Source organism: Nonomuraea sp. NPDC050328 (genome assembly GCF_044459405.1).
Lineage (GTDB): Bacteria > Actinomycetota > Actinomycetes > Streptosporangiales > Streptosporangiaceae > Nonomuraea.
The window spans coordinates 855,672-872,867 of sequence record NZ_JBITIW010000001.1; the positions used below are offsets into that span (position 1 = coordinate 855,672).

Consider the following 17,196-nt stretch of genomic DNA (forward strand, 5'->3'; position numbering starts at 1 on the left):
TGGCCGCCGCACAGGATCACGCCCCGCCATACCCACACCCCGCCGCACAGGTGGTCGGCGGCTGGCCGCCGCACAGGGTCATGCACCGCCGTACCCGCATCTCGCCGCATAGGTGGGCGGGGGCTGGCCGCTGCACAGGGGCGTCCACCGGTCCTCCCTCCCAATGCGGCGAGATGTGGGTACGGCGGGGCATGACCCTGTGCGGTGGGAGAGGGGGGTCGGCGAAGGTGCCTGGGCGGTAAGGAGATGAAAAGACGGGACGTCCGGCTGCGTGCCGGGCGTCCCGTTCAGTTGAGTGCGAGGGTACGAAAGGGGGCTAGATGAGCCCCAGCTCGCGCACCGCGTCCCGCTCCTCGGCCAGCTCGGCCACCGAGGCGTCGATCCGCTGACGGGAGAACTCGTTGATCTCCAGCCCCTGGATGATCTCCCACTTCCCACCCACAGACCGGCACGGGAACGACGACACCAGCCCCTCAGGCACGCCGTACGACCCGTCGGAAGGCAGCGACACGGAGGTCCAGTCGGTGCCGTTGACCCAGTCGTACACGTGGTCGATCGCCGCGTTGGCCGCGGAGGCGGCCGAGGAGGCGCCACGGGCGTCGATGATCGCCGCGCCACGCTTGGCGACGGTGGGGATGAAGGTGTCGCGGTACCAGGCCTCGTCCACCTGCTCGGCGGCGATCTTGCCGCCGACCTCGGTGTGGAACAGGTCGGGGTACTGGGTGGAGGAGTGGTTCCCCCAGATGGTCATGTTCTTGATCTCGGCGACCGGCACCTGGAGCTTGGCCGCGAGCTGGGAGAGCGCGCGGTTGTGGTCGAGGCGGGTCATCGCGGTGAAGCGGTCGGCGGGCACGTCGGGAGCGTGCTGCTGCGCGATCAGGGCGTTGGTGTTGGCGGGGTTGCCGACGACCAGGACGCGGATGTCGCTCGCGGCGTGGTCGTTGATCGCCTTGCCCTGCGGCTTGAAGATGCCGCCGTTGGCGGAGAGCAGGTCGCCGCGCTCCATGCCGGCCTTGCGCGGCATCGCGCCGACGAGGAGCGCCACGTTGGCGCCGTCGAAGGCGACGTTGGCGTCGTCGGTGATCTCGATGCCGGACAGCAGCGGGAAGGCGCAGTCGTCCAGCTCCATGGCGGTGCCCTCGGCCGCCTTGACCGCCTGGGGAACCTCAAGCAGGCTCAGCTTGACCGGGACATCGGCTCCCAGGAGCTGACCCGAGGCGATGCGGAACAGCAGCGCATAGCCGATCTGGCCGGCGGCTCCGGTGACGGTTACCTTGACGGGCGTGCCCATGGGCGTCCCCTCGTTCGCGGATGGATGGTTGCGGTTGGATGTTACCGCCCGTCAGCCGCACGGGGTCAGGGTGGGTTGCCTGTCCTCGGGATCGAATCGCACCCGGTTGAAGTACTGCTTCAGCAGCTTGCCCATCTCGCCGTCGCGGTAGAGCCCGGCGATGATGCCCTGGACGGCCCGGCAGGTGCGCGCGTCGTTCTTCGGCAGGGCCACGGTGTAGGGCTCGTTGGTCAGCCGCAGGCCCAGCACCTCGTACTGGATCGCCTCCCGCTGGGCGAAACCGGCCAGCAGGAGGTCCTCGCCCGGTACGGCGTGCACGGTGCCGGCGCGCAGCAGGTCCATGCAGTCGGCGTAGTCGCGGCCGGGGATCAGCTTCACGCCCTTGAGCCGGCTCTGCACGCTGTAGACCGAGGGGCTGTTGTTGGGGTTGCAGAGGTTCTTGCCCTCCAGGTCGCGCAGTTCGCTGATCTCGCCTTCCGCGCGCACGAGCACGTCGTGGTGGGCCAGGTAGTACGGCCCGGCGAAGGTGAGCTCGCTCTTGTCCGGCACGAAGGTGGCGATCACCATGTCGACGTCGCCCCGGGCCAGCATCTTGGCGCGTTCGGCGCGGGCGACCGGCACGAAGGTGATGCCTTCGGGCGTGGCGCCGAGTTCGGTGGCGATGCGGCGGGCGAGTTCGACCTCCATGCCGGTGAAGGTGCCCGACTTCGGGTCCTCCAGGCTGAGGCCGGGCAGGTCGGCCTTGACGCCGATCACGATCTTCCCGGTCTTCGCCACCCGGTCGGCCAGCGCGGCCGGGATCTTTCCGCCCTTGCCGCCCGTGGTCGGCTCCTGCGTGGGCTGCTCGCCCGCCTCGGCGCCGAACATCAGCGGCAGCCCGCCGTTCATCGCCAGTGCCACCACGGCCGCCGCCACCAGCGCCAGGACCAGGCCGAGCCCGATCCACGGGCCCTTCCTGCGGCGCGTGACGGGCGCCTGCGCCGGCCACTGCGACCGCTCCGTCGCCGGGTCCGCCGGCACGGGCACGTCCAGCAGCGACTGCACGTGGGCCGGCTGCGGCGGGGCCGCGGGCTCCTGGAACGTGGCCCCCGGGGTCGTCGGCCCCGGCGAGGGGGACGCCGGGCCCTGAGCGGTGGAGCCCTGGGGCGCCGTCGGCTCGGCCACGGTCGCCCGCTGCCGGGGGAACGGCGCGGTGTCGTCGCTGACCAGCACCGCGGCCTGGCTCAGCACCGCCTTCGACGCCCCGGCCGCGTCCGGCCGGCCCAGCAGCCGCAGCAGGATCTGGTCCGCCGTCGGCCGCCGATCCGCCTCCTTGGCCAGCGCGTCCCGTACGGCGCCGCGCAACGGCTCGGGCATGGCGCTGACGTCGACCTCGTGGTTGAGGATGCGGTTCAGCACGACCGCGATCGACCCGCCCTCGAACACCGCCTGCCCGGTCGCCGCGTACGCGATCGTCGCGCCCCAGGCGAACACGTCGGTGTACGGGCCGACCTCGTCGCCGGAGATCTGCTCCGGCGCCATGTAGGCCGGCGTCCCGATCGCCCGGCTCGTGATCGTGCCCGTCGAGTCGATGATCCGGGCGATCCCGAAGTCCACCACCCGCGGTCCGTCCGCCGCGATCAGCACGTTGTCCGGCTTGAAGTCGCGGTGCACGATCGACGCCTGGTGGATCGCCACCAGCGCCGTCGCCGTGCCGATCGCGAGCATCTCCAGTTGCCTGCCGCGCAGCGGCCCGTCGGTCTCGACGATCTCCCGCAGCGGCCGCCCGTCGATGTACTCGCTGGCGATGTACGGCGTGTCCCCTTCGAGGTCGGCCTCCATCACCCCGGCCGTGCAGAACGACCCCACCCGCTGGGCGGCCTTCAACTCCCGCGCGAACCTCGACCTGGCGATCGCGTCACCCGTGAACTTCACGTGCAGCAACTTGATCGCCGCGCGCTCCCCTTGCGCGGTCTCGCCCAGATAGACGATCCCTTGGCCGCCTTCGCCGATGCGCCCGGTCAGCCGGAACGATCCCAGCTCTGCGGGATCGCTCGCCACCAGCGGCGCGATCTGCGGCATTCGTCATCCCCACGTTGCACAAAGCCTGACGAGGCAAACTTTACGACGCTCAGGAAGTTCACAGGGACTCGTTAACGCTTCGAGACGTCACAGTTCTCCGACGAAGCCGACAGCGCCGAGCCGTCCTCGCCCGGCTTCGCTTCGATCGTGGTGCTTCCCCACCAGGTTCCGACGGTCGCCGCAAGGCGGAACGGCACCCGCCTGGACTTCCGGCAGTGGGGCCCGGCGTAACGGAGGCCGACGTCGACCACCTCGCCGGGACCGATGCGGGCCGGGAAGTCGGCGTTCAGCAGGCGAAACTCCGTGAGCGAGTTCCCGACCGCGGTCAGCTCGACGGGCAGGGGGCCGTCGTTGCGCACTCGCACGTCCACCTGCAGGAGCTGGCCGGTGTCCCACGTCATGCCCGGCCCTTCCCGCACCAGTTCGACGGAGAGCTGGGGCACGACCAGCCCCTTGACCCAGGGCATGACGGCGACCACAGCCGCCAGCGCCAGCCCCGCGACCGTCCACCGCGCGTACCGCTTCTCCCGCACTCCCGCTCCGATCCGGAAATTCGGCGTGCTAGATCGACAAACTATGCCGTTGCTACCGTAACCCCCGTGATCTACGAAGCGGCGGTACTCGTGGTAGGAACCGCCGCAGGACTGCTGTGGGTGCAGAGCGAGCCGGATCAGCCGCAGCCCGCCCGCCTGGCGCGCTTCGCCAGGCTCCAGCGATTGCCGCCCGGCTTCTTCTCCCCCGGCGTCTGGCACTACCTCCGCGTCACGCGGCTGTGGCGCGGCGTCGGGCTGACGGCGGGCGCGGTCGTCTCCGCGCTGCAGTTCGGGATCTACGCCTCACCACTGCTGCTCGGCTGGTTCGCCGGGGTTCTGGTGGCCGAACACCGCCTGGCTCGCGCGAGGCCGAGGACGCCGCCCGCGCGGGTGGCCCTGCTCTCGCCCGCCGCCACCGCCTTCTGGTCGGTCTGCCTCGGTGTCACCGTGGGCCTCCTCGTCCGCGTGGTCATCCTCGACCCGGCGGAGCTCACGGCCCGGCTCGGCGCGTTCGCCGCGCTGGCGGTGCTGCTCGCCGTACTGTCCCTGCTGAGCCGCCTGCACACCGCGCACGAGTACGTCGACGAGACCGCCGTCCGCGCCCGTTCGGCCCAGGTGCTGGCCACCGGAGGCGGGGTGAGCACGGTGTGGCTGGCGCTCGGCGCGGCTCCGCTGGGACCCGCCCTGGGCATCGCGGCCTCGGCGCTCTCGCTCGTCGCGCTGTTCATCGGCACCCGCCCGGCGACCGGCCGCCCGAGCTCGCGGCCCTGGTGGATCCCGGCGAGCGCCGGCCTGGTCCTCGCACCGGCGGTGGCGCTGATCCCGCCCGCGCCCGGCGCCCAGGTCCACATGGGCGTGCAGTACGCCACCCGCCAGGCCTGCTCGGACGCCGGCTGCACCCACTGGGTCCTGGACGGCGGGCGCCCGCTGCCGGAGGCCGACGCCGACCCCTTCGTGATCCACCCGGACGGAACCGCCGTGGTCTACCGGGACCGGACGACCGGCCGCCTCGTCCTACGGGACTTCCTCAAGGACACGGCTCGCGACCTGCCGGGCGACGGCGAGCCCGCCTTCTCGCCCGACGGACGGCACCTCGCCACCACCGGCCACCTGATCGATCTGACCTCGGGCAAGGAGCTGCCCATCCCCGGCCTCGTGCGCGTCGTCGGCCTGAGCGACCGGGCCGTCGTCGGCCTCACCGCGCCGCGCACCACGCTCGACGGCGAGCTCGTCGCCTACGACTTCCAGGGCCGGGTGGTGTCCCGTGCGCCCTTCGACCCGTCCCAGCCCGCCTGGCTGATACCCGGCGGCAAGGAGGTGTTCGTGCTGACCCGGTGGGGCGACGCCGCCCAGATGGAGGTCGCCACCGGCAAGGTCCGCGCACGGCACCGGCTCGACACCGGCGCCTCGGTCGACTTCCGGGGCTGGGACGGCCCGGACCGCGCTCTCATCAGCGACTGGTACACCCTGCGCATCCTCGATCTGGCCTCCGGGAAGCTCTCGCGGGCGCCGGCCGACTACGCCCGCCACACCGTGCACCGCGAGATCCGCTCATGATCCGCCGCCTCGTCCTCGCCCTGCTGCTCGCCGCCGCGGCGGCCTGGTCCCTGCTCCCGCTCGCCGACGCCGGCCGCGATCCCGCCCCGGGCCGGCGCACGTCCCAGGTCGCCGAGCTCGACCGGCAGGCCGGCCCCATCCGGTACGGCTACCGCCCCGGTTGCCTGGACGGCTTCATCGACAGGGACTGCCTGACCTGGCGGCTGGCGGACACGGCGGCTCGCCACTGGGCCCTGCCGGGCGGCGGCGACTCCCTGCGGCTGAGCGGCCGCTTCGCCCTCGTCGGGTTGTGGGAGCAGGGTGTGGTCGTCGTGCACGACCTGACCAGCGGCAAGAAGAGCGAGCACCCGTCCGGGAAAGTCGCGGTCTCCCCGGACGGCACGACGCTGGCCCACCTCTACGGGAGGGTGCTCACCCTCCGGCCCGTCGCCGGCGGGCGCTCCCGCAGGGTCAAGGTCGGCGCCGACCCGGTCTTCCACGGCTGGACGAGCCGCGGCGTGCTGCTGACCGTCGCCCGCCGGTCCGCCGAGCCCGGCCGCCTCCACTGGGCCGAGCTGATCGAGTACTCGCCGGACGGAAAGCGGATGGGAGCCACGCCCATCCCGTCCGGCCTCGCCGGACCGCTCCGCATCTCCCCCGACGGCCGGCGGGCGGCGGCTCCCGGTGTGGTGCTCGATCCGGCCACCGGCAAGGTCCTCCACACCTTCCAGGCCGACGAGGTCGCGGGCTGGCTGGATCACTCGCGGCTGGTCGTCCTCCGGTCCACCCGCTATTGGGTGCTCGATCCGGCGACCGGGACGAGCACGCCCTTCGGACCCGACGAGGCCGCGCCGGGCACCCTGGTCCTGAACGACTACCAGTGACATCCTGGCCAGGTGTTCGACATCGTGCTCTTCGGCGCCACCGGGTTCACCGGAGCCCTGACCGCTCGCTACCTGGCCAAGGCCGCTGGGCCTGAGGTGCGGTGGGCGGTGGCCGGGCGAGATCGGGGGAAGCTGGAGGCGCTGGGGCTCGGGGTGCCGGTGCTGGTGGCGGACGCGCGGGAGCCCGGGGAGCTGGCTCGCCGTACCCGGGTGGTGGCCACGACGGTGGGGCCGTACCTGGAGTACGGCGAGCCGCTGGTGAGGGCCTGCGCGGAGGCGGGGACGCACTACGTGGACCTGACCGGCGAGCCGGAGTTCGTGGACTGGATGTACCTGCGCTACGACGCGCTGGCGGCGAGCACGGGGGCCAAGCTGGTGCACGCGTGCGGGTTCGACTCGATCCCGTGGGACCTGGGCGTCCTGAACACGGTGAACCGGCTGCCGGAGGGCGTGCCGATCAGGATCGACGGGTTCCTGCGCGGCAAGCTGGGCGCGTCGGGCGGGACGTTCGCCTCGGCGCTGGCGATGATGTCGCGGGTGCCGCAGATGGTGGAGGCGCACGGGCAGCGCAAGGCGGCCGATCCGGTGCCGGAGGGCCGGCGGGTGAGCTCGCGGCCCGGCGGGGTGCGGCACGTGGGCGGCTGGGCGCTGCCGATGCCGACGATCGACGTGCGGATCGTGGGCCGGTCGGCGCGGCTGCTGGACCGGTACGGGCCGGACTTCGCCTACCGGCAGTACTACGCGGTCAAGCGGCTGCCGCAGGCGGTGGCCGCGGTGGCGGGCGCGGCCGGCGTGGCGGCGCTGGCTCAGGTGCCGCCGGCGCGGGAGTGGCTGGCCAAGCGGTTGCCGCGCGGCACCGGGCCGTCGCCCGAGCAGCGGGCCCGGCACTGGTTCGAGGCCACGCTGGTCGGCCGGGGCGGCGGCGAGCGGGTGGTGACGCGGGTGTCCGGCGGCGACGCGGGCTACGACGAGACGGCGAAGATGCTCGCCGAGTCGGCGTTGTGCCTGGCCTTCGACCGGACCCCGGAGCGCGCGGGGCAGCTCACCACCGCGTCGGCGATGGGCGAGCCGCTGATCGAGCGCCTGCGCGCCGCCGGGATCCACTTCACCTGAGCCTGGACCCCGGCCGAGGTCCAGGCTCAGGGCTAGTAGGCCAGGGCCTTGGTGGTGAAGGTCTTGCGCAGGAACGGCGCCTTGAACTTGGGGAAGGCCACCGTCGCCGGGTTGCCGTCCGAGGTGTAGCGCATGTCCGGGTTGGCCTTGAGCCAGTCGAGCCACGCCGTCGAGCAGAACTGCGAGCAGTCGCCCTTCTTGTCCATCGCCTTGATCCGCGGGATGTTGAGCGCGTCGTAGCTCTTGCTGAAAGGCGCCTGCGCCGGGGTGTAGCCGGCGAGGAAGACGCCCTGGTGCTCGTAGCCGTCGCCCTTCTGCGCCCACGCCTGCTTGCGCGGCTGGTTGCCGTACGGCAGCGCCAGCGTGACCGGCTTGTGTGACACCAGGTCGCCGACCATCTTGCCGATCGAGCCGAGCTGCTTGGACACCTCGTCCTGGGAGCGGGTGCGCAGGTTGACGTGGTCGAGCGTGTGGTTGCCGATGTCGAACCCGTTGTCCTTGAGCCACAGCAGCGTCTGGGCCTGTTCCTCCCTGGTGGTCTTGCCGAACATGTCCCGGGTCACGTAGAAGGTCGCCACCGGCCGGAAGCCGGGGTGCTTGGCGGCCGCCTCGCGCAGGATGGCGACGGCGGTGTCCTTCTTCGGCACGCCCATCTCGTCCAGCGTGAGCTGGGAGGGCGAGGAGTCGTCGAAGGTCAGCACCACCGGGTGCTTGCCGGCCGGGATGTCGATCTTCCCGGTGACGTACTCGGCCGCGGTGATGGGCACGTACCCGTCGGCGGCCAGCCGGTCCAGGTCGGCCCTGAACTTGGCCGGCGTGCGGTCGTCGTCACTGCCCGGCTTGTCGACGATCCTGTGATACATGAGCACCGGGATCTGCCCGAGCTCGTTCGCCTTCACCTTCGCCGCGGCGGCGGCAGCGGCCTTCGCCGCCGCCGCGTCCTTGGCCTGTTTGACCTTCGCCGCGTCCTGTTGCGGAACCGCCTGTGTCGCCACCTGTGAACTGCATCCGCTCACCAGGGCGACGGCCACGATCATGATCCGTGCGCGCATGAGAGACCCCCCGACTACTCCATGTGCCGGAGGTTCTACCCAGAGCTACCCCATAGATCACTTACGGCTTGCGGGCGACTCCGGCCGACAGACCCAGCCGCTCGATCTGGGCGGCCAGCTCGGGCAGTTCCGGCCGCCACTGCGGCACGTCCACCAGGCCGGGTTCGAGCACCTCGAAGTCGCCGAAGAAGTCGAGGATCTCCTTGCGGGTGCGGACGCTGAGCGGGGCGTTGGTCCGCTTGTAGACGTTCACCCCGTCGTAGTCGCCCTCCTCGTCCCAGGTGCCGTGGGTCAGGGCCAGGAAGCTGCCGGGGGCGAGCCGCTCGCGGAAGGTCGCGACCAGGTCGTGGGCGCCTTCGGGCAGGAAGTGCAGGATCGCGATGAACAGCACGCCGACCGGGCGGTCGAAGTCGAGGTGCCGGGCGGCCTCCGCCAGGACCGTCTTCGCCTGCCGTACGTCCTCCTGGAGCAGGACCGCGCCGGTGTTCTCCAGCAGGGCGCGGCCGTGCGCGGCCACGACCGGGTCGTGGTCGACGTAGACGACCTTCGCCTCGGGGCCGGCGATCTCGTGCACGTTGCCCGCGGCGGGCAGGCCGGTGCCGAGGTCGAGGAACTGGTCGATCCCGGCCTCGCGCATCACGCGGACGGCCCGTCCCAGGAAGGCGCGGTTCTCCCGCGCCATGGTCTTGATCTCGGGGAAGGTCTCCAGGACCTGCTCGGCCGCGACTCGGTCCACCTCCAGGTGGTCCTTGCCACCGAGGTAGTAGTCGTACATGCGGGCCACGCTGGGGGTCGTGAAGTCGATCTCCACTGCGCCTCCTCGTCTCACTCGGGAGCCTAGCCGCAAATGATCGAATACCGGGCTGTCGCAGCGAAGCCCGCCACCGGATATCTTGATGTCAAGCAATCTCGCATACGTGGAGCGGAAATCCCGTGACTGATTCGACCATCATTTACACGCATACCGACGAGGCCCCTGCCCTGGCGACGTACTCGTTCCTGCCTGTGATCCAGGCGTATGCCTCCACTGCCGGGGTGCGGGTGGAGAGCCGCGACATCTCCCTGGCTGGGCGGATCATCGCCAGTTTCCCCGAGCGGCTGACCGAGGAGCAGCGCATCGGCGACGCGCTGGCCGAGCTGGGTGAGCTCGCCAAGACGCCCGAGGCGAACATCATCAAGCTGCCCAACATCTCCGCGAGCATCCCGCAGCTCAAGGCGGCCGTCGCCGAGCTGCGCGAGCAGGGCTACGACCTGCCGGACTACCCGGAGAACCCGCAGACCGACGAGGAGCGCGACATCCGCGCCCGCTACGACAAGGTCAAGGGCAGCGCGGTCAACCCGGTCCTGCGCGAGGGCAACTCCGACCGCCGCGCCCCCGCCAGCGTGAAGGCCTACGCCAAGGCCCACCCGCACCGCATGGGCAAGTGGAGCGCCGACTCCAAGACCAACGTCGCCCACATGACCGCCGACGACTTCCGCTCCACCGAGCAGTCGGCGATCGTCGAGCGGGCCGGCGCCCTCAGCATCGAGCTGGTCACCCCCGAGGGGACCAGCGCGCTGCGCGAGCCGGTCAAGGTGCAGGAGGGCGAGATCGTCGACGCCGCCGTGATGCGCGTCGCCGCCCTCCAGGAGTTCCTCAAGGCGCAGGTCGCCCGGGCCAAGGAGGAGGGCGTGCTGTTCAGCGTGCACCTCAAGGCCACCATGATGAAGGTCTCCGACCCGATCATCTTCGGTCACGTCGTGCGCGCCTTCTTCCCGAAGACCTTCGCGAAGTACGGCTCGCAGCTCAACCCCAACGACGGCCTGGGCGGCATCCTCAAGGACGCGAGCGACGAGGTCAAGGCCTCCTTCGAGGCCGAGCTCGCCGAGGGCCCTGCGCTGGCGATGGTCGACTCCGACCGCGGCATCACCAACCTGCACGTGCCGAGCGACATCATCGTCGACGCCTCGATGCCGGCCATGATCCGCCAGTCGGGTCACATGTGGGGCCCCGACGGCAACGAGGCCGACACCCTCGCCGTCATCCCCGACAGCAGCTACGCCGGCATCTACCAGGTCGTCCTCGACGACTGCCGCGCCAACGGCGCCTACGACCCGGCGACCATGGGCTCGGTGCCCAACGTCGGCCTCATGGCGCAGAAGGCCGAGGAGTACGGCAGCCACGACAAGACCTTCGAGATCCCGGCCGCCGGCGTGGTCCGCGTCAGCGACCAGGACGGCAACGTGCTCTTCGAGCACGAGGTCGGCAAGGGCGACATCTGGCGCATGTGCCAGACCAAGGACGCCCCCGTCCAGGACTGGATCAAGCTGGCCGTCACCCGCGCCCGCGCGACCGGCGACCCCGCGGTCTTCTGGCTCGACGCCGAGCGCGCGCACGACGCCAGCCTGATCAAGAAGATCGACGCCTACCTGCCGCAGCACGACACCGAGGGTCTCGACCTCCGCGTGCTGGCCCCGGTCGAGGCGATCAAGGTCTCCCTGGAGCGCATCCGCCGCGGCGAGAACACCATCTCGGTCACCGGCAACGTGCTGCGCGACTACCTGACCGACCTGTTCCCGATCCTGGAGCTGGGCACCAGCGCCAAGATGCTCTCGGTGGTCCCGCTGATGAACGGCGGCGGCCTGTTCGAGACCGGCGCCGGCGGCTCGGCGCCCAAGCACGTGCAGCAGCTCGTCAAGGAGAACTACCTGCGCTGGGACAGCCTGGGCGAGTTCCTGGCGCTCGCGGTCAGCTTCGAGCACCTCGCGCAGAGCACCGGCAACGCCCGCGCGCAGATCCTGGCCGACACCCTCGACCGGGCGACCGCGACGCTGCTCAACGAGAACAAGTCGCCGGCCCGCAAGCTCGGCAGCATCGACAACCGCGGCAGCCACTTCTACGTGGCCCTCTACTGGGCCCAGGAGCTGGCCGCGCAGAACGACGACGCCGAGCTGGCCCAGGCCTTCAGCGCGCTGGCCAAGACGCTGGCCGAGCAGGAGGAGACCATCGCCGGCGAGCTGCTCGCCGTGCAGGGCTCCCCCGTCGACCTCGGCGGCTACTACCAGCCCGACCCGGCCAAGGCCGAGGCCGTGATGCGCCCGTCGAAGACCTTCAACCAGGCGCTCGCCGGCCTGTAACCGCTGTTCAGGGCCCGCCCAGCAGCTTCAGCAGGGCGGGCTTCAGCACGTGGCCGAACTCCATGAACAGGGCCACGCCCACGAGGCCGGCGCCGAGCAGGCTCGTCACGATCATGTCCGCGCGCCGGCTCCGGACCGCCAGTTGCCCGCCGTACCCCGCGAAGCGCAGCGCGGCGGCGACGAGGAGCACCGAGCCGAGGGCGAACGCGCCCCACTCGGCGTCCACGAAGAAGATCCCGAGCAGGGCGACGCCCGCACCCGCCGTCACCAGCGGGTACGGGCCCCAGGTCTCATCGCTCGTCAATAGGCTTCCACTTCTGGTCTCGCTCGCCGATGTACTCGCTGTCCGGCCTGATCAGGCGGTTGTCCGCGTGTTGCTCGATCACGTGGGCCGTCCAGCCCGACATCCGGCTGACCGAGAAGACCGGCGTGAACAGGTCCGTCGGGATGCCGAGGTAGTGGTAGACCGAGGCAGCGTAGAAGTCGACGTTGGGGTAGAGGCCCTTCGTCTCGAAGACGACCTCCTCCATTTCCTTCGACATACGGTAATACTTCGGGTCGCCTGAGGCCGACAGTTCCTCCGACATCCGGCGCAGGTGGGTGGCCCGCGGGTCCTCGGTCTTGTAGACGCGGTGACCGAAGCCCATGATCTTCTCGCCGGCGGCGAGCTTCTCCCGGACCGTCTCGGCGACGCGGCCTTCCTCGATGGACTCCAGCGTCTTCATGACCTGCTCGTTGGCGCCGCCGTGCAGCGGGCCCTTGAGCGTGCCGATGGCCGCGACGATCGCCGAGTGCATGTCCGAGAGCGTCGCCGCGCAGACGCGGGCGGCGAAGGTCGAGGCGTTCATCGTGTGGTCGGCGTGCAGCACCAGGCACTCGTCGAACAGCTCGACGTGCCGCGGTTCCGGCCGGCGGCCGGTCACCTGCAGCAGGAAGTTGCCCGCGATGCTCAGCTCGGGGTCGGGATCGGGTACGGCACGGCCGTTGCGCGCGGCGTGGTAGCGCGCGACCAGCAGGGGTTGCTGGGCCACCAGCCGGGCCGCCTTGCGCAGGTTGGCGTCCGGCTCGATGGAGTCCTTGTCGGGGTCGTCGGCCCCGGCGAGCGAGACCAGCGAGCGCAGCGCCTCCATGGGCTTCTGCTTCTCGGCGATCTCCTCGACGTTCTGCGCTACCAGCGCGCCCAGCTCGCGGCCGCGCACCAGTTCCTCGCCGTATCCGGCCAGGTCCTGCCTGGTGGGCAGCTTGCCGCGCTGCAGCAGGTAGGCGGTCTCTTCGAAGCTCGCGCGGCCGCCCAGATCGTGGATGTCGTATCCGCGGTAGAAGAGGCGACCGGCCTTCCCGTCGATGTCGCTCAGCGCGGTGGACGCGGCGACGACATCGGCGAGGCCTTTGGTGGGCTTGTCCGCCATAAGTGGATCCTCCGCTTATCTCGCTCGAAGTCTACCGGTGAGCAGGCAAAACCGACGGAGACGCCCCACGCCAATTTCACGCGGGATTCTCCTTATGGCAAAGGCGATTCCCCATCGCCCCGTCTGGGTAAGCCGGAGCTGTAGCGAAAGTAATGGCAGCCTTCCCAAGGAGGAACCGCCGTGGAGGGGCCCTTCATTCGCATCGAGGACACCGGCGACGTGGTCCCGTTGCGCCCCGAGATCACGACGGTCGGGAGGGGCCGGGGGGTGGACATCCGGCTCACCGACCCGAGCGTGTCTCGGCTCCACGCCGAGTTCGTGCGCCGCGGACCCTACCTGTACGTCGTTGACCTGGGCCTGTCCCGCAACGGCACGCGGGTGAACGGCAGGCCGATCGCCCGGAGGGTCCTCGACGACGGCGACGTCGTCTCCTTCGGCGCGGCCCGCTGCCGGGTCAACGGCATCCCGCGCGAGGACTTCGCGCCCGAGGTGGAGCTGCGCCGGGCCGCCGCTCCCGAGCTGACCAGGCGCGAGGTGGACGTGCTCACCTCGCTCTGCCGGCCCGCCCTCTCGGACGAGGCCTTCGTCGCGCCGGCCACCGCACGGGAGATCGCCGACGACCTCGTCGTCACCGAGGCCGCCGTCAAGCAGCACCTGCTGCGGCTCTACCAGAAGTTCCGCATCCCGGAGGGCACCAACCGGCGCACGCGCCTGGCCAACGAGGTCGTGGCGCTGGGGCTGGTGCGGCCGACCCCCGTGGTGCCGCCGCAGCGCTCGGCGGGCGCGACCCCGGAGTCGCAACCGGTAGGACGTCGCGCTTCCTGAGAACCTTTCGGGACTTGCGCGCATCACACCAGTAGGGGCGGGATTCCTACTGGGGGTAATGAATGCGACTGCTGGTCGCCGGAACGCTTTGCGCTGCCGTTTTCCTGTACGGCTCGGCAGCGCACGCGACCGTCAAGAAGCGCGTGGACTGCAAGGTCGACAAGTGCGTGGCGCTCACGTTCGACGACGGTCCCAGCGTGCACACCGGCCGGCTGCTCGACCTGCTGGAGAAGCACGGCGCCCGCGCCACGTTCTTCGTGACCGGGCAGAACACCCGCGGCAACCACCGGCTGCTGCGGCGGATGGTCCAGGAGGGCCACGAGATCGGCACGCACACCCAGAACCACCCGGATCTGACCAGGTTGTCGGCCACCCGGGTGAAGAAGGAACTGCACGGCCCGATCCCGGACATCGAGGCGGCCGGAGCGCGCGTGACGCTGGCCCGCCCGCCGTACGGGGCGACCAACGCGAAGGTGCGTGGCGTGATGCGGGAGATGGGCCTCGTCCAGGTGCTGTGGGACGTCGACCCGCAGGACTGGCTGGTCCGCGACGCCCGGCGGGTGGCCGGGCGCATCCTCAAGCAGACCGGCCGGGGCGAGGTGGTGCTCGCCCACGACATCCACAAGACCACCGTGGACGCGATGCCCAAGGTGATCAAGGCGCTGCAGAAGCGCGGCTACCGCCTGGTCACCGTGTCAGAACTGCGCGGACTGGTGCCTCCGCTACCGGCTCCGGAATCCTGAGCGGTCCCGCGCCCGGGGTGATCGTGCCCAGGACGCGCGGGCCGGACGCGCCCGTGCAACTGGGCACGGTGGCCGGCAGCCCGTGCGCGGTCAGCCAGCCGAACAGCGAGAAGGCGATCGCCTCCTTCTCGTCGGCGAACGGGCTCACCGTCACCTCGGCGCTCACCCGGTCGCGGAGCATCCCCATCAGCGTGGGGTTCCGCGCACCGCCGCCCGAGACGACGACGCCGGCCAGGTCGTGCCGCCTGACCTCCGCGGCCACCGTCTCGGCGGTCAGCGCGGTGAGCGTCGCGACCAGGTCCGCCTGCGGCAGCCCGGTCGGCAGGTAGTCGGGGGTGAACAGCTCCTTGCCGGTGCTCTTGGGCGGCTCCAGCCGGTAGTACGGCTCCTCCAGCAGCTTGGCCAGCAGGTCCTGCCGTACCTCCCCCGCCGCCCCGAGCGCCCCGTCCCGGTCGTACGGCGGAGCCGCCGCGTCGATGAGCGCGCACCCGGGCCCGGTGTCATACGCCAGGGCGGCGTCCCGCACGGTGAGGTTGGCGATGCCGCCGATGTTCAGCGCGCCCCAGCGGGGCGGCAGCATGAGGAGGTCGAGGTAGGAGACCAGCGGCGCGCCCTGGCCGCCGGCGGCGACGTCGCGAGCCCGCACGTCGGAGACGACCGGCGTGCCGGTGCGCTCGGCGATCCACGCCGGCTGGCCGAGCTGGAGCGTGCCGTACACGCGCCCGTCCTCGACCCAGTGGAACAGCGTCTGCCCGTGCGAGCAGATGAGGTCGACGTCCCGGCCTTCGGCGGCCTGGACGGCCGCCTCGGCGAAGGCCTGCCCGATCAGGGTGTCGAGCGCGCAGACCTCCGCCAGGTCCACCCGGCCCGGCGGCAGCGCCCGCAGGATGCGGGCCCGCAGCTCGGGCGGGTAGGGCAGCTCCCCGGCCTGCTCGACCACCCCGGTCAGGACGCCGTTGTCCAGTGACCAGTCCACGACGGCACTGTCGATCCCGTCGTGGGAGGTGCCCGAGATCAGGCCGAGGACGCGCATCTAGAAGATCACCCGGTGTCCGTTGCTGGGCCGGCTCACCCGGTTGGCGCGGTCGACGGCGAGCGCGTAGTAGTACTGCCCGCGCTTGCCCTCCGGGTCGGTCCACGTGATGTGCCGGTCGCCCGGGAGCACCGCGACCAGGTTGGCGGCGTTCTCGAACTGCTCGGCGGAGGGCCGGGAGTCGAAGCGGAAGACGGCGAACTGGAACGGCTCCTGCGGGCCCGTGGCCACCACCTTCACCTCGACGCCGCCCGACGTGGTGCGGGCCTGGGCGACGACCGCGCGGTGCGGACGCCGGCCCGAGGCGAGCCGCGGCAGCACCGGCGACAGCGCCGGCCGCTGGTAGTGGTCGGCCACGGCCGTGGTGATCGAGGTGAGCCGGTCGGCGCGCACGTCACCGGCGCTGAACCAGATGTCGCCGGTGATCTGCGGGTGGCTCTGGTTGAGCGTGAGGTGCTTGGACAGCTCCTTCGGGTCCTGCCACTGCGGCGCCTGCGCCGGGTCGCCCGCCTTGTAGGCGGCCTGGCCGATCCACAGCAGCGTGCCCGTGCCGTCGGCCACGTCGGACCACCACGGCACCAGCTTGGCGTAGTCGGCCGGCGGCTGGCCGATGTACCAGTAGAGCTGCGGCGCGATGTAGTCGAGCCAGCCCTTCTTCACCCAGCCGCGGGTGTCGGCGTGCAGGTTGTCGTACGACTGGCCGCCGTTGGTGTCCGAGCCGAGCGGGTCGGTGCCCTTGTTGCGCCAGATGCCGCTCGGGCTGATGCCCCACGCGATCTCCGGCTTGGAGGCCAGCACGCGCTGCTGCATCTCCTGGACCATGAGGTCGACGTTGTTGCGCCGCCAGGCCGCCAGGTCCGGGAAGCCCGCCCCGTACTTCGCGAACGCCTCGGCGTCGTTGAAGGCGGTGGAGTTGGTCGGGTAGAAGTAGTCGTCGAAGTGCAGGCCGTCGAGGTCGTAGTTCTCGATGGCGTGCATCATCGCGTCCTGGCAGAACTTGCGCACCTCGGGCATGCCCGGGTTGTAGTAGAGCTTGCCGCCGAACGGCAGGATCCACGTCGGGTTCTTGCGGCCCGGGTGGTCGGGGTGCAGCTTGTTCGGGTCGGCCTGCATCGAGACGCGGTAGGGGTTGAACCACGCGTGCAGCGACAGGCCGCGCTTGTGCGTCTCCTCCACGGCGAAGCCCAGCGGGTCGTAGCCCGGGTCCTGGCCCTGCGTGCCGGTGATGTACTGCGACCACGGCTCGTACGGCGAGGGCCAGAAGGCGTCGGCGGTGGGCCGGATCTGCAGGAAGATCGAGTTCAGCTTGCGCTGTTCGGCCAGGTCGAGCCAGGCCAGGTACTCCGCCTTCTGCTCGTCGACGGTCAGTCCCGGCTTCGACGGCCAGTTGATGTTGAGCACCGAGGCGATCCACATGCCGCGCATCTGGCGCAGCGGCGGCGTCCAGGCCGCCCTCTCTGCGCTCGCCTGGGTCGCGGAGAACGGAACGGCGGTGGCCGCGGCGGCGAGGGCGAGGCCGCGGAGTACGGTGCGTCGGGAGGGCGCGCTCATCGTGAACTCCTGGGGGGTGTTGTCATCGAGGGTGACGATGACAGAAAA

15 protein-coding genes are annotated in these 17,196 nt (G+C 71.1%); 6 read left to right on the top strand and 9 right to left on the bottom strand.

Annotated features, from left to right (window positions below; translation table 11 throughout):
• Nucleotides 1-316 precede the first annotated feature (316 nt).
• The 3 genes from ACIBG7_RS03865 to ACIBG7_RS03875 form a co-directional block, all read right to left on the bottom strand.
• Entirely contained in the window at nucleotides 317-1,291 is a 975-nt protein-coding gene (locus tag ACIBG7_RS03865; protein WP_357916220.1) for a malate dehydrogenase, read from the bottom strand.
• A gap of 51 nt (nucleotides 1,292-1,342) precedes the next feature.
• Complete coding sequence (locus ACIBG7_RS03870) at nucleotides 1,343-3,352, bottom strand: protein kinase (protein ID WP_397335092.1); 2,010 nt, start codon at nucleotides 3,350-3,352, stop codon at nucleotides 1,343-1,345.
• Between the two features lie 71 nt (nucleotides 3,353-3,423).
• Nucleotides 3,424-3,885 carry a hypothetical protein gene (locus tag ACIBG7_RS03875; protein ID WP_397335093.1) on the bottom strand — a complete coding sequence of 154 codons (462 nt, stop codon included), beginning with the start codon at nucleotides 3,883-3,885 and terminating at the stop codon, nucleotides 3,424-3,426.
• Nucleotides 3,886-3,951: 66 nt separating this feature from the next.
• Here ACIBG7_RS03875 and ACIBG7_RS03880 point away from each other — a divergent pair, with 66 nt between their 5' ends.
• The 3 genes from ACIBG7_RS03880 to ACIBG7_RS03890 are packed head-to-tail and all read left to right on the top strand — an operon-like array spanning nucleotide 3,952 to nucleotide 7,418.
• The gene (locus ACIBG7_RS03880) at nucleotides 3,952-5,442 is read left to right on the top strand and encodes a hypothetical protein (RefSeq protein ID WP_397335094.1); all 1,491 of its coding nucleotides are present in this window, start codon (nucleotides 3,952-3,954) and stop codon (nucleotides 5,440-5,442) included.
• Complete coding sequence (locus ACIBG7_RS03885; RefSeq protein WP_397335095.1) at nucleotides 5,439-6,305, top strand: hypothetical protein; 867 nt, start codon at nucleotides 5,439-5,441, stop codon at nucleotides 6,303-6,305. The genes ACIBG7_RS03880 and ACIBG7_RS03885 overlap by 4 nt, the downstream gene beginning before the upstream one ends.
• A gap of 12 nt (nucleotides 6,306-6,317) precedes the next feature.
• The gene (locus ACIBG7_RS03890; protein WP_397335096.1) at nucleotides 6,318-7,418 is read left to right on the top strand and encodes a saccharopine dehydrogenase family protein; all 1,101 of its coding nucleotides are present in this window, start codon (nucleotides 6,318-6,320) and stop codon (nucleotides 7,416-7,418) included.
• 32 nt (nucleotides 7,419-7,450) lie between these two features.
• On the opposite strand, the gene ACIBG7_RS03895 is transcribed toward ACIBG7_RS03890, so the two are convergent.
• Nucleotides 7,451-8,470 (bottom strand): polysaccharide deacetylase family protein, encoded by a 1,020-nt coding sequence (locus tag ACIBG7_RS03895; protein WP_397335098.1) that lies wholly within the window; start codon nucleotides 8,468-8,470, stop codon nucleotides 7,451-7,453.
• 61 nt (nucleotides 8,471-8,531) lie between these two features.
• A complete protein-coding gene (locus ACIBG7_RS03900) occupies nucleotides 8,532-9,281 on the bottom strand; it encodes an SAM-dependent methyltransferase (RefSeq protein ID WP_357916199.1) in 750 nt (249 codons plus the stop codon).
• A gap of 122 nt (nucleotides 9,282-9,403) precedes the next feature.
• Here ACIBG7_RS03900 and ACIBG7_RS03905 point away from each other — a divergent pair, with 122 nt between their 5' ends.
• Nucleotides 9,404-11,587, top strand: a complete 2,184-nt coding sequence (locus ACIBG7_RS03905; RefSeq protein WP_397335099.1) for an NADP-dependent isocitrate dehydrogenase — start codon at nucleotides 9,404-9,406, stop codon at nucleotides 11,585-11,587.
• A gap of 7 nt (nucleotides 11,588-11,594) precedes the next feature.
• Here the strand turns inward: ACIBG7_RS03905 and ACIBG7_RS03910 are convergent, their stop codons facing one another.
• Both ACIBG7_RS03910 and ACIBG7_RS03915 read right to left on the bottom strand, forming a co-directional pair.
• Entirely contained in the window at nucleotides 11,595-11,891 is a 297-nt protein-coding gene (locus ACIBG7_RS03910) for a DUF3017 domain-containing protein (protein ID WP_357916194.1), read from the bottom strand.
• The gene (locus ACIBG7_RS03915) at nucleotides 11,878-12,996 is read right to left on the bottom strand and encodes a citrate/2-methylcitrate synthase (protein ID WP_357916191.1); all 1,119 of its coding nucleotides are present in this window, start codon (nucleotides 12,994-12,996) and stop codon (nucleotides 11,878-11,880) included. The genes ACIBG7_RS03910 and ACIBG7_RS03915 overlap by 14 nt, the downstream gene beginning before the upstream one ends.
• A gap of 180 nt (nucleotides 12,997-13,176) precedes the next feature.
• Here ACIBG7_RS03915 and ACIBG7_RS03920 point away from each other — a divergent pair, with 180 nt between their 5' ends.
• Together ACIBG7_RS03920 and ACIBG7_RS03925 are read left to right on the top strand one after the other, a co-directional pair.
• A complete protein-coding gene (locus ACIBG7_RS03920; RefSeq protein WP_357916188.1) occupies nucleotides 13,177-13,821 on the top strand; it encodes an FHA domain-containing protein in 645 nt (214 codons plus the stop codon).
• A 62-nt stretch (nucleotides 13,822-13,883) separates the two neighbouring features.
• A complete protein-coding gene (locus ACIBG7_RS03925; RefSeq protein WP_357916185.1) occupies nucleotides 13,884-14,564 on the top strand; it encodes a polysaccharide deacetylase family protein in 681 nt (226 codons plus the stop codon).
• Here ACIBG7_RS03925 and ACIBG7_RS03930 read toward each other — a convergent pair.
• Nucleotides 14,509-15,597, bottom strand: coding sequence for an anhydro-N-acetylmuramic acid kinase (locus ACIBG7_RS03930; RefSeq protein ID WP_397335100.1), 1,089 nt, complete (start codon nucleotides 15,595-15,597; stop codon nucleotides 14,509-14,511). The two genes, ACIBG7_RS03925 and ACIBG7_RS03930, sit on opposite strands and share 56 nt — an antisense overlap.
• The gene (locus ACIBG7_RS03935; RefSeq protein ID WP_397335101.1) at nucleotides 15,598-17,148 is read right to left on the bottom strand and encodes a glycoside hydrolase family 10 protein; all 1,551 of its coding nucleotides are present in this window, start codon (nucleotides 17,146-17,148) and stop codon (nucleotides 15,598-15,600) included.
• Nucleotides 17,149-17,196 lie beyond the last annotated feature (48 nt).

Coding starts and splice junctions, on each gene's coding strand:
- ACIBG7_RS03865 (WP_357916220.1), bottom strand. CDS start 1,291: ATGGGCACGCCCGTCAAGGTAACCGTCACCGGAGCCGCCGGCCAGATC.
- ACIBG7_RS03870 (WP_397335092.1), bottom strand. CDS start 3,352: ATGCCGCAGATCGCGCCGCTGGTGGCGAGCGATCCCGCAGAGCTGGGA.
- ACIBG7_RS03885 (WP_397335095.1), top strand. CDS start 5,439: ATGATCCGCCGCCTCGTCCTCGCCCTGCTGCTCGCCGCCGCGGCGGCC.
- ACIBG7_RS03895 (WP_397335098.1), bottom strand. CDS start 8,470: ATGCGCGCACGGATCATGATCGTGGCCGTCGCCCTGGTGAGCGGATGC.
- ACIBG7_RS03915 (WP_357916191.1), bottom strand. CDS start 12,996: ATGGCGGACAAGCCCACCAAAGGCCTCGCCGATGTCGTCGCCGCGTCC.
- ACIBG7_RS03925 (WP_357916185.1), top strand. CDS start 13,884: ATGCGACTGCTGGTCGCCGGAACGCTTTGCGCTGCCGTTTTCCTGTAC.
- ACIBG7_RS03930 (WP_397335100.1), bottom strand. CDS start 15,597: ATGCGCGTCCTCGGCCTGATCTCGGGCACCTCCCACGACGGGATCGAC.
- ACIBG7_RS03935 (WP_397335101.1), bottom strand. CDS start 17,148: ATGAGCGCGCCCTCCCGACGCACCGTACTCCGCGGCCTCGCCCTCGCC.